At 66.4% G+C, this 23981-nt stretch carries 19 protein-coding genes and 1 tRNA gene; all 20 read right to left on the bottom strand.

Annotation, left to right across the window (positions count from 1 at the left end; translation table 11 throughout):
- Positions 1-59: 59 nt before the first annotated feature.
- The 20 genes from infB to RHOOR87_RS0101630 all read right to left on the bottom strand — a co-directional run bounded on the left by infB (position 60) and on the right by RHOOR87_RS0101630 (position 23939).
- Positions 60-2861, bottom strand: a complete 2802-nt coding sequence (gene infB / locus RHOOR87_RS0101535; RefSeq protein ID WP_027484022.1) for a translation initiation factor IF-2 — start codon at positions 2859-2861, stop codon at positions 60-62.
- A gap of 132 nt (positions 2862-2993) precedes the next feature.
- Entirely contained in the window at positions 2994-4499 is a 1506-nt protein-coding gene (gene nusA / locus RHOOR87_RS0101540; protein ID WP_007513225.1) for a transcription termination factor NusA, read from the bottom strand.
- A gap of 102 nt (positions 4500-4601) precedes the next feature.
- Positions 4602-5135 carry a ribosome maturation factor RimP gene (gene rimP, locus RHOOR87_RS0101545; RefSeq protein ID WP_007513223.1) on the bottom strand — a complete coding sequence of 178 codons (534 nt, stop codon included), beginning with the start codon at positions 5133-5135 and terminating at the stop codon, positions 4602-4604.
- Positions 5136-5337: 202 nt separating this feature from the next.
- Positions 5338-5414 (bottom strand) — tRNA-Met (locus tag RHOOR87_RS0101550).
- 78 nt (positions 5415-5492) lie between these two features.
- The gene (gene nuoN, locus RHOOR87_RS0101555) at positions 5493-6947 is read right to left on the bottom strand and encodes an NADH-quinone oxidoreductase subunit NuoN (RefSeq protein ID WP_027484023.1); all 1455 of its coding nucleotides are present in this window, start codon (positions 6945-6947) and stop codon (positions 5493-5495) included.
- A gap of 12 nt (positions 6948-6959) precedes the next feature.
- Positions 6960-8468: an NADH-quinone oxidoreductase subunit M gene (locus RHOOR87_RS0101560; RefSeq protein WP_027484024.1), complete on the bottom strand. Its 1509-nt coding sequence runs from the start codon at positions 8466-8468 to the stop codon at positions 6960-6962.
- 13 nt (positions 8469-8481) lie between these two features.
- Positions 8482-10527 (bottom strand): NADH-quinone oxidoreductase subunit L, encoded by a 2046-nt coding sequence (gene nuoL, locus RHOOR87_RS0101565; RefSeq protein WP_027484025.1) that lies wholly within the window; start codon positions 10525-10527, stop codon positions 8482-8484.
- 4 nt (positions 10528-10531) lie between these two features.
- The gene (nuoK, locus tag RHOOR87_RS0101570) at positions 10532-10837 is read right to left on the bottom strand and encodes an NADH-quinone oxidoreductase subunit NuoK (RefSeq protein WP_007513213.1); all 306 of its coding nucleotides are present in this window, start codon (positions 10835-10837) and stop codon (positions 10532-10534) included.
- Positions 10834-11478: an NADH-quinone oxidoreductase subunit J gene (locus RHOOR87_RS0101575; RefSeq protein WP_007513211.1), complete on the bottom strand. Its 645-nt coding sequence runs from the start codon at positions 11476-11478 to the stop codon at positions 10834-10836. The genes nuoK and RHOOR87_RS0101575 overlap by 4 nt, the downstream gene beginning before the upstream one ends.
- Before the next feature lie 8 nt (positions 11479-11486).
- Positions 11487-11978 carry an NADH-quinone oxidoreductase subunit NuoI gene (gene nuoI, locus RHOOR87_RS0101580; protein ID WP_007513208.1) on the bottom strand — a complete coding sequence of 164 codons (492 nt, stop codon included), beginning with the start codon at positions 11976-11978 and terminating at the stop codon, positions 11487-11489.
- Between the two features lie 3 nt (positions 11979-11981).
- The gene (gene nuoH / locus RHOOR87_RS0101585) at positions 11982-13010 is read right to left on the bottom strand and encodes an NADH-quinone oxidoreductase subunit NuoH (protein ID WP_007513206.1); all 1029 of its coding nucleotides are present in this window, start codon (positions 13008-13010) and stop codon (positions 11982-11984) included.
- Positions 13011-13015: 5 nt separating this feature from the next.
- Positions 13016-15355, bottom strand: a complete 2340-nt coding sequence (gene nuoG, locus RHOOR87_RS0101590; RefSeq protein ID WP_027484026.1) for an NADH-quinone oxidoreductase subunit NuoG — start codon at positions 15353-15355, stop codon at positions 13016-13018.
- Positions 15352-16662, bottom strand: coding sequence for an NADH-quinone oxidoreductase subunit NuoF (gene nuoF / locus RHOOR87_RS0101595; RefSeq protein WP_007513202.1), 1311 nt, complete (start codon positions 16660-16662; stop codon positions 15352-15354). Before nuoF ends, nuoG begins: the two co-directional genes overlap by 4 nt.
- Positions 16662-17231: an NADH-quinone oxidoreductase subunit NuoE gene (gene nuoE, locus RHOOR87_RS0101600; protein ID WP_015447413.1), complete on the bottom strand. Its 570-nt coding sequence runs from the start codon at positions 17229-17231 to the stop codon at positions 16662-16664. Before nuoE ends, nuoF begins: the two co-directional genes overlap by 1 nt.
- A gap of 21 nt (positions 17232-17252) precedes the next feature.
- Entirely contained in the window at positions 17253-18506 is a 1254-nt protein-coding gene (locus RHOOR87_RS0101605; RefSeq protein WP_007513198.1) for an NADH-quinone oxidoreductase subunit D, read from the bottom strand.
- Positions 18507-18671: 165 nt separating this feature from the next.
- Entirely contained in the window at positions 18672-19400 is a 729-nt protein-coding gene (locus tag RHOOR87_RS0101610) for an NADH-quinone oxidoreductase subunit C (RefSeq protein ID WP_007513196.1), read from the bottom strand.
- Positions 19401-19425: 25 nt separating this feature from the next.
- The gene (locus RHOOR87_RS0101615) at positions 19426-19983 is read right to left on the bottom strand and encodes an NADH-quinone oxidoreductase subunit B (RefSeq protein WP_007513194.1); all 558 of its coding nucleotides are present in this window, start codon (positions 19981-19983) and stop codon (positions 19426-19428) included.
- Positions 19974-20330, bottom strand: a complete 357-nt coding sequence (locus RHOOR87_RS0101620; protein ID WP_007513192.1) for an NADH-quinone oxidoreductase subunit A — start codon at positions 20328-20330, stop codon at positions 19974-19976. Before RHOOR87_RS0101620 ends, RHOOR87_RS0101615 begins: the two co-directional genes overlap by 10 nt.
- 269 nt (positions 20331-20599) lie before the next feature.
- Positions 20600-20953, bottom strand: coding sequence for a PilZ domain-containing protein (locus tag RHOOR87_RS0101625; protein ID WP_027484029.1), 354 nt, complete (start codon positions 20951-20953; stop codon positions 20600-20602).
- A gap of 118 nt (positions 20954-21071) precedes the next feature.
- Positions 21072-23939, bottom strand: a complete 2868-nt coding sequence (locus RHOOR87_RS0101630; protein WP_231381695.1) for an EAL domain-containing protein — start codon at positions 23937-23939, stop codon at positions 21072-21074.
- Between the last annotated feature and the right edge of the window lie 42 nt (positions 23940-23981).

The following is a 23981-nucleotide window of genomic DNA, read 5'->3' on the forward strand; positions in this document are numbered from 1 at the left end:
AAGGCTGCGCAAACCGTGAACCCCACCCCGCCCCTCTCCCGACAGGAGAGGGCTCAAGGTCAAAGCGTGCGCGCCACTTCGGTGCGTTCGAAGCACTCGATCTGGTCGCCCGGCTTGACGTCGTTGTACTGCTTCACGGCGATGCCGCACTCCATGCCGTTGCGCACTTCGTCGACGAGGTCCTTGAAGCGGCGCAGCGATTCCAGCTCGCCCTCGAAGATCACCACGTGGTCGCGCAGCACGCGGATCGGCTTGCTGCGCTTGACCACACCCTCGGTGACCATGCAACCGGCCACGGCACCGAATTTCGAGCTGCGGAACACGTCGCGGACCTCGGCGGTGCCAATGATGTCCTCGCGCACTTCCATGCCGAGCAGGCCGGTGGCCGCCTGGGTCACCTGGTCGATCACGTCGTAGATGATCGAGAAATAACGCACATCCAGACCGTTGGTCTCGATCACCTTGCGCGCCGAGGCGTCGGCACGCACGTTGAAGCCGATCACCAACGCCTTCGAGGCGGCGGCCAAGGTGGCATCGGACTCGGTGATGCCGCCGACGCCGGAAGCCACCACGTTGACCCGTACGCGATCGTTGCCGATCTGGGTCAGCGATTCGCGCAAGGCCTCGACCGAGCCCTGCACGTCGCCCTTGACCAGGATGTTGAGCGTCTGCTGCTCCTCGCCCTGGCCCATTTTGGCGATGATGTCCTCGAGCCGGTTGCTCTTGCTGACCATCCGCGTCTCACGCCGCTTCAGCTGGCGCTCCTCGGCGACCTCGCGAGCCAGGCGCTCGTCCTCGACGGCAACGAAATCGTCGCCGGTTTCCGGCACTCCGGACAGGCCCAGCACCTGCACCGGGATCGACGGGCCGGCTTCGGCAACCTGCTTGCCGGTCTCGTCGATCAGCGCGCGCATGCGGCCGTATTCGACGCCGCAGACCACGAAATCGCCCTTGCGCAGCGTGCCCTGCTGCACCAGCACGGTGGCCACCGGACCGCGGCCGCGGTCCAGGCTGGATTCGATCACCACGCCGGAGGCGCGGCCATCGACGACGGCCTTCAATTCCATCACTTCGGCCTGCACCGAGATCGCGTCGAGCAGGTCCTCGACGCCCATGCCGGTCTTGGCCGACACCGGCACGAACTGCACGTCGCCGCCCCAGTCTTCCGGCACCACTTCCTGTGCCACAAGGCCCTGCTTGACGTTGTCGGGGTTCGCGCCGTCCTTGTCCATCTTGTTGACGGCCACGATCAACGGCACCTTGGCGGCGCGCGCGTGCTTGACCGCTTCGATCGTCTGCGGCTTGACGCCGTCGTCGGCGGCCACCACCAGGATCACGATGTCGGTCGATTGCGCGCCACGGGCACGCATCGAGGTGAACGCGGCATGGCCCGGCGTGTCCAGGAACGTGATCACGCCCTTCGACGTCTGCACATGGTACGCACCGATGTGCTGGGTGATCCCGCCGGCCTCGCCCGACGCGACCTTGGTGCGGCGGATGTAGTCGAGCAGCGAGGTCTTGCCGTGATCGACGTGACCCATGATCGTCACCACCGGCGGCCGCGAGACCTTCTCGCCCTCCAGCTCGATGGTCTGGGTATGCGCCGCCAGCGTCTCCTCGGCGTTGTTCTGGTTGTCCGCCACCGGCGTGTGGCCGAGCTCCTCGACCACCAGCACCGCGGTGTCGTGGTCGACGGTCTGATTGATGGTCGCCATCACGCCCATCTTGAACAGCGCCTTGACCACCTCGGAGCCCTTGACCGCCATCTTCTGCGCCAACTCGGCGACGACGTTGGTATCGCCCACCACCACTTCACGCACCACCGGCGCGGTGGGCCGCGAGAAGCCGTGAGGGCCGGTCGGCCCAGCGCCGCCCCCGCGCAACGGCTCGCGGCCGCCGCTGCGGCCCGGCTTGCCGCGCTTGCTGCTGGAAGAGCGGCGGGCCCGGTCGGCCTCGCTCAAATGCATCTGCCCGCCGGCAAAGCGCTTGCCGGCGTCGCGGTCTTCCTTGCTGCCGACGCTGTCATTGCGCTCGCGCGGATGCTTGGGCTTGCCGCGACCGGCATCGCCGGCAGCGGTCGGAGCAACGGCACCACCGGCCACCACGGCACGCGCCGCGGGGGCGACCGGTGCAGCGGGAGCCGCGGCCGGCTTGACCGGCTTTTCGCGTTTGCGCGGCTCATGGATGCGCGGCAGGATCATGCCCAGGTCGCGCTGGTCGATGCGCTGGACGGCTGCCGCCGCGTCATCGCCGGCGGCCACGGGCGCCGCCTCGGCCGCCGGCTCCGGCGTCGCCTCGACGTGCTCGACCACGGCCGGCTCGACTGGGCCGGCCGGCTCCACCTCGTGCTGCTCTTTCTCGGCTCTCCGGCGCTGTTCGTCCAGGGCGTGCTGCGCCTCCGCCTGGCGGCGCTGCTCGGCCTCGGTCCGCTCGCGCTCTTCCTGCTCGCGCTGCTGCTGCGATTCCTGCAGCTTGCGCACGGCATCCTCGCGTTCGGGCTCGGCGCTGGCTTCCTCGGCGATCACGCTGCGCTTGACGTAGGTGCGTTTGGCGCGCACCTCGACATTGACCGTCTTGGCTGCACCCGTGGCACCGCGGCCGCCCGGCGCAGCCACCTTCAGCTCGCCGACCGTGCGGCGCTTCAGGGTGATCTGGCGTGGTGCGCTGTCGTCGACCTCGGCGGCGGCTTCGCTCTTGCCATGCGTGCGGCGCAGGAAGCCGAGCAGCTTCACCTTCTCGGTGCTGCTGATGACCTGCTCCTGGTCGGAGAATTTCATGCCTGCCTCGCCAAGCTGGGTCAGCAGCTTGTCGACCGGCATACCCAGCACCTGGGCGAGTTGTTTGATCGTGACGTCCGACATCGTGTTCTTTGCTCCGCCGTTCCCGCGCCTATCGTCTGTGCGGCATCATCTGCGCCGCCACCTCCATCCGTGGTGAAAGGCTTCGGAGGAAGCCTTTCCCGGCAACCCCTCCGGGGTTGCCGCCGCCCGCGGTTAGCCACCCTTCTCCAGTCGCGCGATCATCGGCGCACGTGCAGCCATGATCAGTGCCGCGGCACGCTCTTCGTCCATGCCTTCGATGTCGATCAGGTCGTCCACCGCCAGGTCGGCCAGGTCGTCGACCGTGGTCACCGCACGCGCGGCCAGTGCAAAGGCGGTCTCCTCGTCCATGCCCTCCAGCGCCAGCAGTTCTTCGGAAGGCTGATGTTCGTCGACGCCCTCCTCCACCGCCAGTGCCTCGGTCAGCAGCGCGTCGCGGGCGCGGGCGCGCAGTTCCTCGACGATGTCCTCATCGAAGCCCTCCACCGCGAGCAACTCGGCGCTGGGCACATAGGCGATTTCCTCGATGCTGGAGAAGCCCTCCTGCACGAGGATCACGGCGATCTCCTGGTCCACTTCGAGCTTGTCCATGAACAGCTGGCGCGCAGCCTCCTGCTCGGACTCGCTCTTGGCGGTGACCTGGTCCTGGGTCATCACGTTGAGCTGCCAGCCGGTCAGCTTGCTGGCGAGACGCACGTTCTGGCCACCCCGGCCGATCGCCTGGGACAGCTTGTCCTCGGCCACCGCGATGTCCATCGAGTGCTTTTCCTCGTCCATGATGATGGACTGCACTTCGGCCGGCGCCATCGCGTTGATGACGTACTGCGCCTGGTTCTCGTGCCACAGGATGATGTCGACGCGCTCGCCGTTGAGGTCGTTGGAGACCGCCTGCACGCGCGAACCGCGCATGCCGATGCAGGCACCGATCGGATCGGTGCGGCTGTCGTGGGCCAGCACGGCGATCTTGGCGCGATCGCCCGGATCGCGCGCGCAGCCCTTGATCTCGACCAGGCCCTGGCCGACCTCCGGCACTTCCAGCTTGAACAGCTCGATCATGAATTCCGGCGCCGCGCGCGACACGAACAGCTGCGGGCCGCGGGCCTCGGAGCGCACTTCGTACAGGTAGCCGCGCACGCGGTCGCCGACGCGGGCCGATTCGCGCGGAATGGTCTTGTCGCGCGGGATGAACGCCTCGGCGTTGCTGCCCAGGTCGAGGTAGATGTTGCCGCGCTCGACGCGCTTGACGATACCGGTGACCAGTTCACCCACGCGATCGGCGAAGGCGTCGACCACCTGCTGGCGCTCGGCTTCGCGCACGCGCTGCACGATCACCTGCTTCGCGGCCTGCGCGGCGATGCGGCCGAATTCGGCGTTCTCGATCTGATGCTCGATGTACTCGCCCACCTTGGCGTCGGCGCGCTCGTCCAGCGCGTCCATCAGGCGCAGCTGATACGACGGCGATTCCATCTCGCCGTCGTCGGCGATGACTTCCCAGCGACGGAACGTCTCGTATTCGCCGGTGTTGTGGTCGATCGACACGCGGATGTCCGGCTCCTCGTCCGGATAGCGCTTCTTCGCGGCCGAGGCCAGCGCGGCCTCCATCGCCTCGAAAATCACTTCCAGCGGCACGCCCTTTTCATTGGCGACCGCGTCGACGACCAGCAAAAGTTCTTTGCTCATTGCTGCAACTCCGTAGGCACCCCGTCCGGATGCCGATGTTTGAATTGTTGCGTTCGTCCCGAAACGCAAAATTTGGAACGCGGCCGTGGATGGCCGCACTGATCACTTCTTGCCGGGCGCCTTGCCGCCGCGCTTGGGCTGCGGCGCGTAACCGAGCGCCACCCAGTCCGGTACCACACGCGCGCTTTCCACCAGCGCGTGCTCGAATTCGAACGTCTTGCCTTCGGCTTCCAGCACAACGCGCCCGCCTTCGGCCGAAACCAGCTTGCCGCGCAGGCGACGACGGCCTTCCAGCGGCGCCTTCAGCAGCACCTTCACTTCCTGCCCGCCCGCCCGCGCAAACTGTGCGGCGTTGAACAGCGGCCGATCCAGGCCCGGCGAGGAAACTTCCAGCACGTAGTGGCCGGGAATCGGATCCTCCACGTCCAGCAGGGCGGACAATTCGCGGCTCGCGGTCTCGCAATCCTCGATGCCGACCTCACGGCGTTCGCCGTCGCCCGTTTCCCTGTCCAGCAAATCCAGGTAGACGCGCAGGGTACTCTGCCCGTGCGACGGGGTGAACTCCACGCCGAGGCATTCCAGGCCCAGATCGACCAGTACCTCGCTGAAACGTTGTGCCAGTGCCTGCGTATCCATGGGTAGCCTTCCCGGATCACTCTTCCAGAACAGCAGAAACAAAAAATGGGCTCCAACGGCCCATTTCCCTATCTCGCCGATGTTCCTCCTCCTCAAGCAGCTCTTTCCGGCGCACGTGACCGCCAGCGGCGACCCGGCACGACGCATCCTTGCGCCCAACAAAAAAGCCTCACGAGGAGGCTTTCTTGCACCAAGAAAGATCTGGTAGCGGGGGCAGGATTCGAACCTGCGACCTTCGGGTTATGAGCCCGACGAGCTGCCAGACTGCTCCACCCCGCATCAGAGTCCGAAGAGTTTACCGGGGTGGCCGGTTTCTTGCAAGCCTCGAATCCGCTGCTTTCGGTGCCGGGCCGCAATTCACAACCCGAACGCGCGCCGACACCAACCCAGCAGCGGGCCCCAGTACAGGCCCAGCACCAGCAGCGACAGCGCGTTCAGCGACAGCACCACGCGCAACGGCCGGTCCGGCTGTGCCTGCAATGCGCCGCCCTCCTCCGGCTTGTCGAAGTACATCGCCTTGACCACGTACAGGTAGTAGTACAGGCCGATGATGGCGAACACGATACCGACGATGGCCAGCCACAGCATGTTGGCGTGGATCGCCGCCTCCAGCACCAGCACCTTGGCCCAGAAGCCGAACAGCGGCGGCACGCCGGCCAGCGAGAACATCGCCAGCAGCATCAGGAATGCCATCCACGGCGATTTCTGGTTCAGCCCCTTCAGGTCGGCAATTTCCTCGCACTCGAAACCCGCCCGGGTCATCGCCAGCATCACGCCGAACGCGGCCACGCCCATCAGCGCGTAGCAGATCGCGTAGAACATCGCCGCGGCATAGCCTTCCGGACCGGCGGCGGAAAGGCCAAGCAGCAGGTAGCCCATGTGCGAGATGGTCGAATACGCCAGCATGCGCTTCAGGTTGGTCTGCACGATCGCGACCAGGTTGCCGATCGCCAGCGAAGCGACCGCCAGCACCGCCAGCATCAGTTGCCAGTGCTGCGACAGGTCGCCCATGCCGGCATCGAGCAGGCGATAGGCCATGCCGAACGCGGCCAGCTTGGAACCGGAGGCGATGAAGGTGGTGACCGGGGTGGGCGCTCCCTGGTAGACGTCGGGAATCCACATGTGGAACGGTGCGGCGCCCAGCTTGAAACCGATGCCCACGATCATGAAGATCAGGCCGAACAACAGCAAGGTCGGCGCCGTGGTGTAGCTCATCACGCCGTGCAGTTGCGCCAGGTCCAGGGTCGGCGTGCCGCCCATGCCGGAAGCACCGTAGACCATCGACATGCCGTACAGCAGCATGCCCGAGGCCAGCGCACCCAGCACGAAGTACTTGATCGCCGCCTCCGGCGGCAGTTTCGCATCGCGGTTCAGCGCGACCAGCGCGTACGACGACAGCGACAACAGCTCCAGCCCCAGGTACACGGTGACCAGGTTGCCGGCCGAAACCAGCAGCATGATGCCGATCACCGCGAAGATCATCAGCGTATAGAACTCGCCGCCAAGCAGCTTGCGGTCGATCAGGTACGGGCGCGCGTAGACGAACACCATCGCGGTGGTACCCAGCGCGAACACCTTGAGGATCTCGGCCACGTCGTCGCGCACGAACATGCCGCCGAACGCGGTCACCGTTTGCGGCGGCTGGCCGGCGACCACCAGGTAGATCGCCACCAGCAGCACGGCGATCGAGATCCAGTGCAGCAGCGGGCGCTGCGCGGGCTTCATGAAGGCGTCCAGCAACAGCAACAGGCACGCCGCTGCCACCAGGTAGAACTCCGGCAGCAGGATCAGGATGTCATTGAAAGTCGGCATGTTGGGTCCCGATCAGATCTTGTGAATGGCAAGCTGCTGCACCAGCTGCGCCACCGAGCCGTCCATCAGGTGGACCAGAGGCTGCGGCCAGATGCCCAGCGCCAGCACGGCGGCGGCAAAGGCGCCCAGCACGAACGTCTCGCGTGCGTTGATTTCCTTCATCTCGGCCACGTGCGGGTTGCCGATCTCGCCCCACAGCACGCGCTTGACCAGCCACAGCGTGTAGCCGGCGCCGATGATCAGGGTGAACGCGGCGAACAGCGCGATCCACGGGCTGGCGCTGAAACTGGACAGGATCACCATGAACTCGCCCACGAAACCGCTGGTGCCCGGCAGGCCGCAGTTGGCCATCGCGAACAGCACGTAGAAGAAGCCGAACCATGGCATCACGTTGATCACGCCGCCGTAGTCCTTGATCAGGCGCGTATGCGTGCGGTCATACATCACGCCGATGCAGGTGAACATCGCGCCGGAGACGAAGCCGTGCGAAATCATCTGCACCATCGCGCCCTGCATGCCGAGCAGCGCCATGTCGGTATGGCCCTGCTCGCGCACCAGCATGAAGGCGATGAAGATGCCGAGCGTGACGAAGCCCATGTGGGCCACCGACGAGTACGCCACCAGTTTCTTCATGTCCTCCTGCACCAGTGCGACGTAGCCGATGTAGACGATCGCAACCAGACTCAGCACGATGACCAGCCAGGCGAAATGCGCGCCCGCGTCCGGCACGATCGGCAGGATGAAGCGCAGCATGCCGTAGGTGCCGACCTTCAGCATCACCGCCGCCAGCACCACCGAACCGCCGGTCGGCGCCTCGACGTGGGCATCCGGCAACCAGGTGTGCACCGGCACCATCGGCACCTTGATCGCGAACGCGATCAGGAACGCGAAGAAGATCCAGGCCTGCTCCTTGAACGTCAGCGGCAGCGCGGCCAGCGTGGCCAGGTCGAACGTGTGCGCCTTCTGGTACAGGTACAGCAGCGCGATCAGCATGAAGACCGAGCCGAAGAACGTGTAGATGAAGAACTTCAGCGTCGCATAGACGCGGCGCGGACCGCCCCAGATGCCGATCAGGATGAACATCGGGATCAGGATCGCCTCGAACAGCGCGTAGAACAACAGCGCATCGGTGGCGCAGAACACGCCGATCAGCAGGCCTTCGAGGATCAGCATCGCGGCCATGTACTGGTGCGGCTTGTCCTGGATGACTTCCCACGCACCGGCGACCACCAGGATGCCGACGAAGGTGGTCATCACGATCAGCGCCACCGAAATGCCGTCCACCGCCAGGCCGTAATGGACACCCCACGAGGCGATCCACAGGTGGCTTTCGACCAGCTGCATCGCGGCGCCGGTGGGGTTGTACTGCACCAGCAGGAACAGGCTGACCACGAAGGTCAGCACCGCCACCAGCAGCGACAGCCAGCGCGCCAGGCTGGGGCGGGCCGAGCCGGCAAGCAGCACCGGGATGGCCCCAGCAACGGGGAGCCAGATCAGCAGGCTGAGCAAATGATTGAACATGGATCTGTTTCCCTTATGGCCCGACCGGCCCGGAACCGATGAGCCAGTACCCGCCAAGCAGCAGGATCAGGCCGAGGATCATCGCGAAGGCGTAGTGATAGAGGTAGCCCGACTGCAGGCGGCGCATCGTGGCGGCGACGCGATGCACCAGATTCACCGAGCCGTTGACCATCGCGCCATCGATCACCGCCGTCTCACTGGCCTTCCAGAAGCCGCGGCCCAGCAGCACGCCGCCACGGGCGAACAGCGCGAAGTACACGTCGTCGACCCAGTACTTGCGATCGAGCACCGTCCACAGCGGCTTCAGCGCGGACTTGATCCGGCCGGCCAGCGCCGGGTTGAACAGGTAGATGTAGGTGGTGGTCGCGAACGCGACGAGCACCAGCAGGAACGGCAACTGGGTGAACCCGTGCAGCGCCATCGCCGCCGCACCGTGGAACTCGTGACCGAGTTCGGCCAGCACGTCATTGGCCTCTTCCACATGGATCGCGCCACCGAACCAGCGGCCGAACAGCGTCGGCCCGACCGTGAAGAATCCGACCAGCAGCGACGGGATCGCCAGCAGCACCAGCGGCAGCGTCACCACCCACGGCGATTCCTTCGGCGCATGCGCCAGCACGCCCGGCTCGTGATGGCCATGGTCGTCATGGCCATCGTGATGGCCGTGGCCACGCGGCTCAACCACCTTGAAGCGCTCCTTGCCGTGGAACGTGAGGTACATCTGGCGGAACGTGTACAGGCCCGTCACCAGCACGCCGGCCATTACGCAGAAATAGGCATACTGCGCGCCCCAGCGGTGCGACAGGCCGACCGCCTCGATGATCGCGTCCTTCGAGTAGAAGCCGGAAGTGAACGGCACTGCCACCAGCGCCAGCGAGCCGATCCACATGGTGATCCAGGTGATCGGCATGTACTTGCGCAGGCCGCCCATGTAGCGCATGTCCTGCTCGTGGTGCATCGCGATGATCACCGAACCGGCGCCGAGGAACAGCAGCGCCTTGAAGAACGCGTGGGTCATCAGGTGGAACACCGCGCCCGAATACATCGACACGCCCAGCGCGACCGTCATGTAGCCCAGCTGCGACAGCGTGGAGTAGGCGATCACCCGCTTGATGTCATTTTGGACTATGCCAATCAAGCCGGTGAACAGCGCGGTGGTGGCTCCGATCACCAGCACGAAACTGAGCGCGGTGGAAGACATTTCGAACAGCGGCGACATGCGCGCCACCATGAAGATGCCGGCGGTGACCATGGTCGCCGCATGGATCAGCGCGGAGATCGGGGTCGGGCCCTCCATCGAGTCGGGCAGCCACACGTGCAGCGGCACCTGCGCCGACTTGCCCATCGCGCCGACGAACAGGCAGATGCAGATCACCGTGGCCGCGTCCCACTGCGTGTTCGCGGTGATCTGCAGGGTCTTGCCGGCCAGGCCGGGGGCCGCGGCGAACGCCGTGGCGTAGTCCAGCGTGCCGACGAAATACAGCACCGCCGCGATGCCGAGCAGGAAGCCGAAGTCGCCCACGCGGTTGACCAGGAACGCCTTCAGGTTGGCGAAGATCGCCGTCGGCCGCTTGTACCAGAAGCCGATCAGCAGGTACGACACCAGGCCCACCGCTTCCCAGCCGAAGAACAGCTGCATGAAGTTGTTACTCATGACCAGCATGAACATCGAGAAGGTGAACAGCGAGATGTAGCTGAAGAAGCGCGTGTAGCCGTGGTCGTCGGCCATGTAGCCGATGGTGTAGACGTGCACCAGCAGCGAAACGAAGCTCACCACCACCAGCATCAGCGCGGTCAGCCGGTCGACCATGAAGCCGACGCTGGCGTTGAACGGGCCGATCTGGAACCAGGTGTAGATGTTCTGGTTGTATTCGGCCGCGCCGCCCAAGGTGAGCTGGTACAGCACGTAGAACGACAGCGCGCACGATACCGCCACGCCGAGGATGGTGACGCTGTGCGAACCGGCGCGACCCAGGAACCTGCCCAGGAAGCCGGCCAGCACGCAGCCGACCAGCGGCGCCAGTGCGATCGTCAGCAGGATGGAGGTGGAGAGACCCATGTGATCAGCCCTTCATGCTGTCGATGTCGGCGATGTTGATGGTGCTGCGCGTACGGAACAGCAGCACCAGGATCGCCAGGCCGATGGCGGCTTCCGCCGCGGCCACGGTGAGGATGAAGAACACGAACACCTGCCCGGAGACGTCGCCGAGGAAGCGCGAGAACGCCACGAAGTTCATGTTCACGGCGAGCAGCATCAGCTCGATCGACATCAGCAGCACGATCACGTTCTTGCGGTTGATGAACAGGCCGGCGACGGCGATGCAGAACAGCACCGCGCCGAGCACGATGTAGTGCGCGAGCGAAATCATGGCTGCGGCTCCTGTGGTGCGGCCGGTTCACCGGGACGGACCGCGGCCATCTTCACGATGCGCACGCGGTCGCGCGGGTTGACCTTGACCTGCTGGCTGGCCGATTCGTAGCGCGCGGCGCGGCGCTCGCGCAGGGTCAGCGCGACCGCCGCCACGATGCCCACGGTAAGGATCAGCGCGGCGATCTCGAACGGCAGCAGGTACGTCGTATACAGCGCATGGCCCAGCCACGCGGTGTTGGACATGCCCGCGGCGATGGCGGGATCGGCGCCCATGACGTGCGTCTGCATCGCACGCACGCCGATCAGGCCGAGCATCTCCAGCAGCATCACGGCGGCCACGACCAGGCCGACCGGCAGGAACTTCACGAAGCCCTCGCGCATTTTTTCCTGGTCGATGTCGAGCATCATCACCACGAACAGGAACAGCACCATCACCGCGCCGACGTAGACCACGACCAGTGCCAGCGCGAGGAACTCGGCTTCGAGCAGCAGCCACAGGCAGGCGGCGCTGAAGAAGGTGAGCACCAGCGCCAGCACCGCATGCACGGAGTTCTTCAGCGTGATCACCGACAGCGCGGCGGCGACGGTGACGAAGCCGAAGGCATAGAAACAGACGAGTTGGAGCAGTTGGGGATTCATCGTTGGCCTCAGCGGTACGCCGCGTCTTGCGCGCGGTCGGCGGCGATCTGCTGTTCGAAGCGATCACCGATGGCGAGCAGCTTCTGCTTGTCCACCACGTTCTCGCCGCGATTCTCGAAATGGTATTCGTGGATCGACGTCTCGACGATCGAATCGACCGGGCAGCTCTCCTCGCAGAAACCGCAGAAGATGCACTTGAACAGGTCGATCTCGTAACGGGTGGTGCGGCGCTGGCCATCGCTCTCGCGCGGCGCCGAGTCGATCGTGATCGCCAATGCCGGACACACCGCCTCGCACAGCTTGCAGGCGATGCAGCGCTCCTCGCCGTTCGCATAGCGGCGCAGCGCGTGCAGGCCGCGGAAGCGGTTCGACTTGGGGATGTGCTCCATCGGGTAGCGCATCGTGTACTTCGGCTTGAACAGGTAGCGCAGGGTCACGCCCATGCCCTGGAACAGCTCGACCAGCAGCAGACTCTTGAAATAACCGGTAACGCGATTCATGGCTTATGCCCCCGTGCCGATGCTGACCAGACCCCAGTATTTCAGGCAGCCAGCCACGAAAACCCATGCGATGGCGATGGGGATGAACACCTTCCAGCCCAGCCGCATGATCTGGTCATAGCGGTAGCGCGGGAAGGTGGCGCGGAACCACAGGAACATGAACGAGAGCAGGAACGCCTTGAGCAGCAGCCAGGGGAAACCGCCCTGCCCGAGGAAGCCCCACGAGGCCGGGAACGGCGACAGCCAGCCGCCCATGAACAGCACCGCGGCCAGGAAGCTGAGCAGGATCATGTTGGCGTATTCGGCCAGGAAGAACAGCGCGAAGGCCGAGCCGGAATATTCCACGTGGAAGCCGGCGACGATTTCCGATTCGCCTTCGGCCACGTCGAACGGCGCGCGGTTGGTCTCGGCCACGCCGGAGATGAAATACACCACGAACACCGGCAGCAGCGGCAGCCAGAACCAGTCGAGGACGCCCTTGCTGCCGGCCTGCGCATTGACGATCGCGCTGAGGTTCAGCGAACCGGCCAGTACCAGCACGCAGACCAGACACAGGCCCATCGCCAGCTCGTAGGAGATCACCTGCGCCGCCGAGCGCATCGCACCGAGCAGCGCATAGCGCGAGTTGGATGCCCAGCCGGCGATGATGATGCCGTACACGCCCATCGAGGTCATCGCCAGCAGGTACAGCACGCCGGCGTTGGCGTTGGACAGCACCATCGTGCTGCTGAACGGCACCACCGCCCACACCGCCAGCGCGGGGATCAGCGCGATCATCGGCGCGGTGTAGTACAGGAAGCGATTCGCCTTGGTCGGCAGGATCACTTCCTTGATCAGCAGCTTGACCACGTCGGCGAAGGCCTGCAGCAAGCCGAACGGGCCGATCTTGTTCGGCCCCATGCGCACGTGCATCCAGCCGAGAACCTTGCGCTCCCAGTACACGAACATCGCCACCGCCAGCACCAGTGGCAGCACGATCGCCAGGATGTACAGGATCGGCACGACGAGCTGATGGATGAGTTGATCAAGCATCTGCTTTAAGCCTTGCTCAGGGTGATGGACGCGCCGTACGGCGGCAGCGTGGCGGTGAGATCCTGCGCAGCCTCGATCCATGCCGTGCCGTCGGGCACCGCCGCATCGATCACCAGCGGCAACTGCACATCCGCTACGCGTACCGGGCCATCGGAGTCGAGACCCAGCCGCCGCGCCTCATCCCCGTTCAGGCGTACCGCCGGGGCACGGTTGAGCGGATGTGCGTTCAGCGCCGTGGCCCGGCGCAGCACCGCATCGCTACGGTAGATCGGCCAGGTGGCCAGACGGGTGATGCCGCCGGCGGAAGCACGTGCGGCCAGGCCGCTGCGCGGCGCCGCGGCACGGTCGGCGATGCCGTCGCGCAGGCCGGCGAGGTCGTCGAACTCGAAACCGGCCAGTTGCAGGGCGCCACCCAGCGCGCGCAATACCTTCCAGCCCGGCCGCGCCTGGCCCGGTGCCTTCGCCCCGGCGGCCACACCCTGGGCCAGTCCGTCGACGTTGACCAGGGTCGCGTCGATCTCCGGCAGCAGCGCGATCGGCAGGATCACGTCGGCCACCTCGCGCAACGCGGCGCTGGCGTAGGCGCTGAATGCCACCACCTGGTCCGCGCCATGCAGCGCCTTCAGCGCGGCGTTGCCGTCGGCGAAATCGTGCGGCGGCTCGACGCCGTACAGCAGGTAGCTCTTGCGCGGCTGCGCCAGCATCGCCTGCGCAGCCAGCCCGCCGTTGCCCGGCACCACGCCGAGCCGCGCCAGACCGACGGCATTCGCGCCGACCGGCAATTCGTCGTAGCCGGCACCGGTGGCGTCGGCGATGAACCGGGCGACTGCGCGCAGCCAGGACGCCTGCGGATGGGTCGCCGCGGCCTCGCCGAGGATCACCACGGCCTTGCCCTGCGCCGACACCGCCTGCTTCAGCGCGGCGATCGCAGCGTCATTGCCTTCGTCGCTCCGCGCGGCACTGATGGCATCGGCCAGTGCTGCCGGCGCATTTGCGCCGGCAGCCACGGCAGCCTTGGCCAGCGCCAGCAGCGCGTCGACCAGCGCCTGCGGCGCCACGACGGCCTCACCGGCCAGTGCGTAGTTGAAATCGAAATGCGCCGGGTTGACCGCGTAGATCTTCGCGCCCTTCTTGGCCGCCTGGTGCAGGCGGTGATTCAGCAGCGGCATCTCGTAGCGCAAGTCGCAGCCGACCAGTAAGGCGGCCCGGACCTGTTCGACCTCCGCCACCGGCAGCGCGAACGGCTGCGCCACGGCGTTGTCGGCGAAATCGAGCTGGCGCAGGCGGTGGTCGACGTGCGCGCTGCCCAGGCCGCGGGCCAGCCGCATCAGCAGGTCGCCCTCCTCGTTCGAGGTCGCCGGATGCAGCAGGATGCCCAGCTCGCTGCCGGGCGCCTTCTTCAGCGCCGCGCCGGCGTATTCCAGGGCATCTTCCCAGCTGGTCGCCTGCCACTGGCCGTTGCGCTTCACTTCCGGCACGCCGATGCGGTCGGCGGCGTACATGCCCTGGTGGCTGTAGCGGTCGCGGTCGGACAGCCAGCACTCGTTGACCGCCTCGTTGTCGCGCGGCACCGTGCGCAGTACTTCGCCGCGACGGGTGTGCAGCCACAGGTTCGAGCCCAGTGCGTCGTGCCAGGCGATCGACGGCTTGGCGATCAGCTCCCACGCGCGCGCCTTGAACTGGAACGGCTTGTTGGTGAGCGCGCCGACCGGGCAGACATCGATGATGTTGCCGGACAGCTCGCTCTCGACGTTCTTGCCGATGTACGTGCCGATCACGTGGCGGTCGCCGCGATCCATGCTGCCGAATTCGTAGGTGCCGGCGATCTCGCTGATGAAGCGCACGCAGCGCGTGCAGTGGATGCAGCGCGTCATCTCGGTGGCCACCAGCGGGCCGATGTCCTCGTCGGCGATGGTGCGCTTGCGCTCGGTGAAGCGCGACACGCTGCGGCCGTAGCCCAGCGCCATGTCCTGCAGCTCGCACTCGCCGCCCTGATCGCAGACCGGGCAGTCCATCGGGTGGTTGATGAGCAGGAACTCCATCACGTTGCGCTGCGCGTGCAGCGCCTTGTCCGAACGGGTGAGCACCTTCATGCCTTCGGCCACCGGCGTGGCGCAGGCCGGCTGCGGCTTGGGCATCGGGCGCCCGCCCATCTCCACCTCGACCAGGCACTGCCGGCAGCTCGCCGCGATCGGCAGCTTGCGGTGGTAGCAGAAACGCGGGATCGGAATGCCGGCCTTGTCGGTGGCCTCGATGATCATCGCGCCCTTGGGCACCTGGATCGGCTTGCCGTCGACCTCGATGTTGACGAGGTTCGGCGCGGTCTGGGTCGGCTGCGCGCTCATGCGGCGGCTCCAAGCTTGTCGTCGACCATGGAGTGGCCATGCTCGACGTAGTATTCGAATTCGTTCCAGTAGTGACGCAGGAACCCCTGCACCGGCCACGACGCCGCCTCGCCGAACGCGCAGATGGTATGGCCCTCGATCTGGCCGGCGACCGCCTTCAGGCGATGCAGGTCGTCGGGCACGCCCTTGCCGGCGACGATGCGGGTGAGCACGCGGTGCATCCAGCCGGTGCCCTCGCGGCACGGCGTGCACTGGCCGCAGGATTCCATGTGGTAGAACTGGCTGATGCGCTCGCAGGCGCGCACCATGCAGGTGGTCTCGTCCATCACGATCACCGCGCCCGAGCCCAGGCCCGAGCCGGCCTTCTGGATCGCGTCGTAATCCATGGTGAGGCCCATCATCACCTCGCCCGGCAGCACCGGCATGGAGGAGCCGCCGGGGATCACCGCCTTGATCCTGTGCCCGTTGCGCACGCCACCGGCCATCTCCAGCAGTTCCGCGAACGGCGTGCCCAGGCGGATCTCGTAATTGCCGGGGCGGTTGACGTGGCCGGACACCGAGAAGATCTTCGGGCCGCCGTTGTTCGGCTTGCCGAGGTTGAGGAACCAGTCGGCGCCGTGGCGCAGGATCGCCGGCACCGAGGCGTAGGTCTCGGTGTTGTTGATCGTGGTGGGCTTGCCGTACAGGCCGTAGTTGGCCGGGAACGGCGGCTTGAAGCGCGGCCAGCCCTTCTTGCCTTCCAGCGATTCCATCAGCGCGGTTTCCTCGCCGCAGATGTAGGCGCCGGCGCCGAGCGCCGCATGGATGTCCACATCGATGCCGCTGCCGCCGATATTCTTGCCGAGCAGGCCGGCCGCGTAGGCTTCCTTCAGCGCCGCCTCGAAGTGCTCGAACGGTTCGTGGTGGAACTCGCCGCGCAGGTAGTTGTAGGCCACGGTGGAGCCGGTGCAATAGCAGGCGATGGCCAGGCCCTCGACCACCGCGTGCGGGTTGTAGCGCAGGATGTCGCGGTCCTTGGCCGTGCCCGGCTCGGACTCGTCCGAGTTGCACAGGATGTACTTCTGCATGTCGCCCTTGGGCATGAAGGACCACTTCAGGCCGGTCGGGAAGCCCGCGCCACCGCGGCCGCGCAGGCTGCTCTTCTTGATCTCGTCGATCAGCGAGGCCGGGTCGGGCTTCTCGGCGAGGATCTTCCTCCACGCCTGGTAACCATCGACCTTTTCGTAGCTCTCCATCGACCACGGCGTATCGAAGTGCAGCGTGGTGTAGACGACCTGGTGTTCCTGGGGCGCGGGTCCGACGGCCATCAGTGCTTCCCCTCGGCATTATGGGCGTGGTCCGGGCCATCCAGGCTCAGGCCATCGAGGATCTCGTCGAGCTTCTCGATGGTCAGATGTTCGTGATAATGGCCATTCACCGTCATCGCCGGCGCGTAGACGCAGGCCGCGATGCACTCTTCTTCCTTCTTCAGGTAGACGCGGCCGTCCGGCGTGCTCTCGCCCAGCTTGATGCCCAGCTTCTTCTCGCAGTGCTGTACCAGGCCATCGGCGCCGTTGAGCCAGCAGGAGATGTTGGTGCAGATCGCCACGTTGTTGCGGGCGACCGGCTTGGTTTCCAGCATCGAGTAGAAGCTGGCCACCTCGTAGGCCCAGATCGCCGGCAGCTCGAGGTACTTCGCGACCGCGGCGATCAGCTCGTCGGTGAGGAAGCCCTTGTTCTGCTCCTGTGCACCGAACAGCGCCTGGATCAGCGCCGAACGCTTGCGGTCGGGCGGAAACTTGGCCACCCAGTGGTCGATGTGCTGGCGGGTGTGCTCGGTAAGTACGACGAGAGGATCGACGTTCCTGACCTGCTCGTAATGTCCGGTGGCTTTCATGCGTTTCTCCGTCGTGCCGGCTCAGCGGTCCACTTCGCCGAACACGAGGTCATAGGTACCGATCATGGCCACCACGTCGGCGAGCATGTGGCCGCGCACGATGGTATCCATGGATGACAGATGGGCGAAGCCCGGGGCGCGCAGGTGCACGCGGAACGGCTTGTTGGCGCCGTCGGAAACCAGGTAGCAGCCGAACTCGCCCTTGGGCGCCTCGACCGCGCAATAGGTTTCGCCAGCCGGCACGCAGTAGCCTTCGGTGAACAGCTTGAAGTGGTGGATGAGCGCTTCCATGTCCTGCTTCATCTCGACCCGCGACGGCGGCGCCACCTTGAAGTTCTTCACCATCACCGGGCCGGGGTTGGCGCGCAGCCACTCCACGCACTGCCGGATGATGCGGTTGGACTGGCGCATCTCTTCCACGCGGACCAGGTAGCGGTCGTAGCAGTCGCCGTTGACGCCGACCGGGATGTCGAAGTCCATCTCGGCGTACTTCGCGTACGGCTGCTTCTTGCGCAGGTCCCACTCGACGCCCGAGCCGCGCAGCATCGCGCCGGTCATGCCCCACTGCTGGGCCAGCTCCGGGCTGACCACGCCGATGCCGACGGTGCGCTGCTTCCAGATGCGGTTGGTGGTGAGCAGCTCCTCGTACTCATCCACCTTCGACGGGAAATCGGCGGTGAAGGCGTCGAGGAAATCGAGCATCGAGCCTTCGCGCCAACTGTTGATGCGCTTCAGGTCGCTGCCCTTGTGCCACGGCGACTCGCGGTACTTCGACATCTGGTCCGGCAGGTCGCGGTAGACGCCGCCCGGGCGGTAGTACGTGGCGTGCATGCGCGCGCCCGACACCGCCTCGTAGACGTCCATCAGCTCCTCGCGCTCGCGGAACGCGTACAGGATCACTGCCATCGCGCCCAGGTCGAGCGCGTTCGAGCCGATCCACATCAAGTGGTTCAGGATGCGGGTGATCTCGTCGAACATGGTGCGGATGTACTGCGCCCGCTCCGGCGCCTCGACCCCCAGCAGGGTCTCGATCGCGCGCACGTAGGCGTGCTCGTTGCACATCATCGACACGTAGTCGAGCCGGTCCATGTATCCGATCGACTGGTTGAACGGCTTGGACTCGGCCAGCTTCTCGGTGCCGCGATGGAGCAGGCCCACGTGCGGATCGGCGCGCACGATGGTCTCGCCGTCCATCTCCATGATCAGGCGCAGCACGCCGTGCGCGGCCGGATGCTGCGGGCCGAAGTTCATCGTGTAGTTGCGGATTTCTTGCATGGTCATGTCTCGCCTGACGGATTTCAGCGAGAAATCGCGAGTGGATTTGCGCGCCAGGCTAGGCGCGAGGAGAAGCCATAGTGGTCACTATGGCGCGGACGAGCAACGACGCATGGCACGCAAAGCCGCCGCGAGGCTCGCTGTAAATTCGTCAGTCGAGACATGCTAGTTCTCCCGCCAGTGGTCGGCGGCTTCGGCCTTGGCCTGCATCAGGTCGGCGTCGTCGCGGATGGTGCGCGGCACCAGCACGCGCGGCTCGATCGACACCGGCTCGTAGATCACCCGCTTCTGCTCGGGGTCGTAGCGCACCTCGACGTTGCCGATCAGCGGGAAGTCCTTGCGGAACGGGTGGCCGACGAAGCCGTAGTCGGTGAGGATGCGGCGCAGATCGTGGTGCCCGTCGAAGATGATGCCGTACAGGTCGAACGCCTCGCGCTCGAACCAGTTCACGCCCGGCCACACCGCGGTCAGCGATGGCACCAGCGGCAGGCTGTCGTCCGCGCAGAACACGCGCAGGCGCAGGCGGCGGTTGTGCTCGATCGACAGCAGCTGGATCACCGCCGCGAAGCGGCGCGGCGGGCTCTCGCCGCGCGGGCGCCCGGCCCAGTCGAAGCGCCCCTGTGCCTGGCCTTCCACGCCGCGCGAGAAACCGGTGCCGGTGACGGTCTCGGTATCCCACTCCACCTGGCCGTAGCCGAGATAGTCGATGCCGCACAGGTCGATCAGTTCGCTGAAGCGGAACGCCGGCTCGTCGCGCAGCGCGGCGGCCACGGCGAGCAGGTCGGCGGCAGCCAGTTCGGCGATGGTCTCGTTGCGCACGGTGCTGATGGCCAGCGTGTCGCCGAATCGCGCGGCGAGCTGCCCGGCCAGCGAGGTCTTTGGAGTGTCGGTCATGGACTGCGCCTTCAGAAACGTGCCATTAAGAGCGCGCGATGGTGCTGGTGCGGCGGATCTTCTTCTGCAACTGCAGGATGCCGTGGATCAGCGCTTCGGCCGTGGGCGGGCAGCCCGGCACGTAGATGTCCACCGGCACAATGCGGTCGCAGCCGCGCACCACCGAGTAGGAATAGTGGTAGTAGCCGCCGCCGTTGGCGCAGCTGCCCATCGAGATCACCCATTTCGGCTCGGGCATCTGGTCGTAGACCTTGCGCAGCGCCGGGGCCATCTTGTTGACCAGGGTACCGGCCACGATCATCACGTCGGACTGGCGCGGGCTGGGTCGGAAGATCACGCCGTAGCGGTCCAGGTCCAGCCGCGACATGCCGGCGTGCATCATCTCCACCGCGCAGCAGGCCAGGCCGAAGGTCATCGGCCACATCGAGCCGGTGCGTGCCCAGTTCATCAGCGCGTCGATGCTGGTGGTGGCGAAACCGCGTTGCACGACCGGGTTGTCGCCGGCTGGCCGCAGGATGTCGTCGACCAGGTTCAGCGGTTCCGGGTTGTGCATCACCCGGCTGACGGAATCCATCACTCCCATTCGAGTGCTCCCTTCTTCCACACGTAGGCGAAACCGACGACCAGCAGCAGCAGGAACAGCGCCATCTCGATCAGCGCAACCATGCCGATCTGCTGGAACACCACGGCCCACGGAAACAGGAAGGCGATTTCCAAATCGAAGATGATGAACAGGATGGCGAGCAGGTAATAACGCACGTCGAAGCGCATGCGGGCGTCCTCGAACGCCTCGAAGCCGCACTCGTAGGGCGAGAGCTTCTCGGCCTCGGGGCGGCGCGGACCGGCCAGCAGGCCGATGGCCAGCAGCACCAGGCCAAGCCCGGCAGCGACGCCGATGAACAACAGGACGGGCCAGTATTCGGCAAGCATGATGCAACCTACCTCCGCGCCAATGGCGCATCAGTGACCGTGGGAATCGGGATGGGCAACCCGCGGTCCGGCGATTTCGATTCGGCAGGCCGGCATGGCCATGGGCTGCAAACCCCGCCCGCAGGCCAGGTAGCCGCGCGCGTCCGACGTTTCGCGAGGTGAATTCGCGAATCTCGCCATTGTATCAGTGCGCAGGAGCACAACAAGCCTTGACCGCCGCTCGGGTGCGAATTGACGCCGCGATCGGGTGATGTCTGCGTGACACCGCATCACATGGTGTGGGTGGGGCGCTCGGAGTTGAGCGTACCGGCAAGGATGTTCTCGATCCGGCTGCGGGCCGCCTCGGCATCGCCCGACTCGTTGAAATGGATGCCGATGCCGGCGGTGCGGTTGCCCTGTGCCCCAACCGGACTGATCCAGACCACCTTGCCGACCACCGACAGGCGCTCGGTCTCCTCGGCCAGCGTCACCAACAGCACGACCTCGTCGCCCAGCGCATAGGACTGCGACGTCGCCGCAAACAGCCCGCCATGCTTGAGGAACGGCATGTAGGCGTTGTACAGCGAGGCCGCATCCTTGATTTTCAGCGAGATGATGCCCTGCCGGGCCGTCATGGGTTTCATGCTTGGCTCCTGCCGGACGTGCAGATCGCCCGATCGATGAGCCGGATCTTAGATGTTGTGATCCGCCCGCACCACTGCTGCGGCATCCGCCCTGCTGCAGCCATGACGCGCAACACGTTCAGGCCCCGTCCGTCTGACTGGCCAGCAGCGACTGGCGCTCGCTGACCAGGCTGCCCCACGATGCCGGCGGCACCCAGCCGGCGACCCACGCCGGCACCGCCTCGGCCGGCATCGGCCGGGAGATCGAGAAACCCTGCAACTGATGGCAGCCCAGCGAAGCCAGCAGGTCGCCCTGCTCCGCCGTCTCGACGCCCTCGGCGATCACCGTCTTGGCCAGCATGCGCGCGGTGGTGATCACCCCGGCCGCGATCGCCATGTTGCGCTCGTCGTCGAGGATGTCGCGCACGAAACTCTGGTCGAGCTTGATGTGCTCGATGTCGAGCTTCTGGATGTGGCTCAGCGAGGCGCTGCCGGTGCCGAAATCGTCCAGGCCGACACGGATGCCGCGCCGGCGGCACTCCTCGATGACGACCTTGGCGCGCGCATGATCCATCGACGGGCCGGTTTCGGTCACCTCGATGCCGAAACCGACGTCCATCACGCCCGGGTAATTCTCCAGCACCGCGTCGATGTCGATGAAGAACGCCGGGTGCAGCAGGTGGCGAGTGCTGATGTTGATCGAGACCGGGATCGAGATGCCCGCACGCATCCACGACTGGCAGCAGCGCAGCGCCTCGTCCAGCACGTAGCGGCCGATCGGCCGGGCCAGCTGCGGATCGTCCAGCACATGCATGAACTTTGCCGGTTCGATCAGTTCGTCGGTGTCACCCAGGCGCAGCAGCGCCTCCATCCCGGCCACGCCGTGCAACCCCGGCAAACCGTCGATGTACACGATCGGCTGAAACAGCAGTTGCAGGTGCGACCGCTGCAAGGCCTGGGCGATCCGCTCGCGCATCGCCTGCAGTCGCAGTTGCTCCAGCTCCATCGCTGGCTCGTAGAGCGAACCGCGGTCCTTGCCCTCTTCCTTCGCCGCGTACATCGCCAGGTCCGCGTGCCGCACCAGGCCCTCCGCATCCGACGCGTCCAGCGGGAACAGCGTCCAGCCCACGCTGGCGGACAGGTACAGTTGCTCGCCCATCAGGTTGAACGGCGCCCGCAGCGCCTGCAGGATGCAGCGACTGATCACGTCGAGCTGTTCGCGGCTGTCCAGGCCGGCGATCACCAGCGCGAATTCGTCGCCGCCGAAACGGGCCAGCACGTCGGCCTCGCGCAGCATGCCCAGAATCCGCGCCGAGGCTTCCGCCAGCACGCAGTCGCCGCCGCCGTGGCCGATCGTGTCGTTGACGCTCTTGAAGCGGTCCAGATCGAGCACGCCGACCGCCAGCAGCGCGCCCTGCTCCGTGGCCCGCGCGCGCGCCTGCTCCAGCAGATCGAACAGCAGCCGCCGGTTCGGCAGGCCGGTGACCACGTCGTAGAAGGCCAGCCGCTCGACCCGCGCCTCGTGCATCTTCTGCCCGGTGACGTCGCGCTGGTGCCACAGCCGCCCCTGCAGCACGCCATCGATCCGGATCGGGGTGAAATCGCGCAGGAAGGTGCGTCCGTCCTTCATCACCACCTCGTCGCCCTCGACCGGCTCGTCCCGGGCCAGGATCTCCTGGATCCGGCGCCACTCGCGCTCGGGGTCGGCGCAGGCCTGCCGCAGGCGCTCGTAGAACGCTTCCGCCGGCAGGCCTTCCAGTTCCGCCGGCGTCTCGGCCAGACCGAACAGCGTGCAGAACGCCTCGTTGGCAAAGCTCACCCGACGGCCTTCGGACATCACCACGATGCCGGCGTGCTGTCGGGACAGGATGGTGCGGAAGTACTGCAGGCCGAAGCGCAGATCCCGCTCTGCCGCCAGCCGGGCCGCCTGGGCGTTCTGCATCTGGATGCCCAGCCCCAGCTCGACCGCCATCTCCGCAAAGACCCGGATCTCGATCGCGCCGAAGGCATCGACCTCGTCCGCGCCGATGACGAAGCAGCCCACCACCGCTCCGCCCGTCCGCAGCGGCAACGCCAGCAGCGTGCGCATGCCGGAGGGTCCCTCCCCGGGCGCCCACTCCGGCCGGTCCGCTCCCGCCGCGTGGCCGACCTGCGCCTCGCCGGTGGACAGCGCACGCGCCACGGCATCGCCGGCGTGCGCATGCTCGGCCGGGACGAAACGGGCACCCGTCACATCATCTGCCAGGCCTTCCTGTGCCCGTACGCGCAAGGCCGCCGGATCGCCCTCCTCGCACAGGCCGATCCAGGCCGTACGGTAGCCGCCGATGCCTCGCGCCACACGGCAGGCACCCGCCAGCAGCGACGGCTCGTCCGCGCTGTGCGTAACCAGCTTGACCATCTCGCTGAACAGCCGCAGCACGCGGCGCTGGCGCGCCTCGTCCCGCACCGACTGCAGCAACCGCGCGCGCTGCTCGCAGGCCTCCAGCCCCAGCCCGATGCTCGCCGCTGCCTGCCGCAGCAGCTCGATCATCGGCGCCGAGAAAAAATCGGCGTCCCCGGCTCTTATCACCAGCGCCGCGCAGACCTCGCCGAATTTCAGCACCGGTACGGCCGCCACGGCGCGTACACCATGGCGCACATAGGCCGGACGCAGCGCCTCCAGGCCCTCGAGCTGGCGGACGTCCGACTCCAGCTGCGGCTCGCCCCGCCAGAACGCCGGCCGTGCCAGCGCGAACGGCAGGCGCTCGGGGTAGACGTCGGCCACGCCCGGCGCCGTCCGCGCCGGCGCGATGCGTCGCCACTGGCCGCCCTGCAGTTCGCCGACCATCACCAGCCGCGCACCGATTCGCCGTTCGAGTACCTCGATCACCGCCTCGTACAGCATCGGCGGCTCCAGCGAGCGCATCAGCAACTGGCCGATCTCGGACAGCGCGGCGTAGAAGCTCTCGCTGGGCGTGGCCATCGCGACGGCGTCGATCTGCATCGCGTTCTGATCCGGTGTATGCATTCCCGTGGCCAGCCAGATAGGCGGATTCAGCCGCTGCTGCCT

It is taken from the genome of Rhodanobacter sp. OR87 (genome assembly GCF_000473345.1).
Taxonomy (GTDB): Bacteria; Pseudomonadota; Gammaproteobacteria; order Xanthomonadales; family Rhodanobacteraceae; genus Rhodanobacter; species Rhodanobacter denitrificans.

Excerpts from the sequence above, each read along its gene's own strand:
- infB (WP_027484022.1), bottom strand. The coding sequence starts at position 2,861 with ATGTCGGACGTCACGATCAAACAACTCGCCCAGGTGCTGGGTATGCCG.
- nusA (WP_007513225.1), bottom strand. The coding sequence starts at position 4,499 with ATGAGCAAAGAACTTTTGCTGGTCGTCGACGCGGTCGCCAATGAAAAG.
- rimP (WP_007513223.1), bottom strand. The coding sequence starts at position 5,135 with ATGGATACGCAGGCACTGGCACAACGTTTCAGCGAGGTACTGGTCGAT.
- nuoN (WP_027484023.1), bottom strand. The coding sequence starts at position 6,947 with ATGCCGACTTTCAATGACATCCTGATCCTGCTGCCGGAGTTCTACCTG.
- RHOOR87_RS0101560 (WP_027484024.1), bottom strand. The coding sequence starts at position 8,468 with ATGTTCAATCATTTGCTCAGCCTGCTGATCTGGCTCCCCGTTGCTGGG.
- nuoL (WP_027484025.1), bottom strand. The coding sequence starts at position 10,527 with ATGGGTCTCTCCACCTCCATCCTGCTGACGATCGCACTGGCGCCGCTG.
- nuoK (WP_007513213.1), bottom strand. The coding sequence starts at position 10,837 with ATGATTTCGCTCGCGCACTACATCGTGCTCGGCGCGGTGCTGTTCTGC.
- RHOOR87_RS0101575 (WP_007513211.1), bottom strand. The coding sequence starts at position 11,478 with ATGAATCCCCAACTGCTCCAACTCGTCTGTTTCTATGCCTTCGGCTTC.
- nuoI (WP_007513208.1), bottom strand. The coding sequence starts at position 11,978 with ATGAATCGCGTTACCGGTTATTTCAAGAGTCTGCTGCTGGTCGAGCTG.
- nuoH (WP_007513206.1), bottom strand. The coding sequence starts at position 13,010 with ATGCTTGATCAACTCATCCATCAGCTCGTCGTGCCGATCCTGTACATC.
- nuoG (WP_027484026.1), bottom strand. The coding sequence starts at position 15,355 with ATGAGCGCGCAGCCGACCCAGACCGCGCCGAACCTCGTCAACATCGAG.
- nuoF (WP_007513202.1), bottom strand. The coding sequence starts at position 16,662 with ATGGCCGTCGGACCCGCGCCCCAGGAACACCAGGTCGTCTACACCACG.
- nuoE (WP_015447413.1), bottom strand. The coding sequence starts at position 17,231 with ATGAAAGCCACCGGACATTACGAGCAGGTCAGGAACGTCGATCCTCTC.
- RHOOR87_RS0101605 (WP_007513198.1), bottom strand. The coding sequence starts at position 18,506 with ATGCAAGAAATCCGCAACTACACGATGAACTTCGGCCCGCAGCATCCG.
- RHOOR87_RS0101610 (WP_007513196.1), bottom strand. The coding sequence starts at position 19,400 with ATGACCGACACTCCAAAGACCTCGCTGGCCGGGCAGCTCGCCGCGCGA.
- RHOOR87_RS0101615 (WP_007513194.1), bottom strand. The coding sequence starts at position 19,983 with ATGGGAGTGATGGATTCCGTCAGCCGGGTGATGCACAACCCGGAACCG.
- RHOOR87_RS0101620 (WP_007513192.1), bottom strand. The coding sequence starts at position 20,330 with ATGCTTGCCGAATACTGGCCCGTCCTGTTGTTCATCGGCGTCGCTGCC.
- RHOOR87_RS0101625 (WP_027484029.1), bottom strand. The coding sequence starts at position 20,953 with ATGAAACCCATGACGGCCCGGCAGGGCATCATCTCGCTGAAAATCAAG.
- RHOOR87_RS0101630 (WP_231381695.1), bottom strand. The coding sequence starts at position 23,939 with ATGCATACACCGGATCAGAACGCGATGCAGATCGACGCCGTCGCGATG.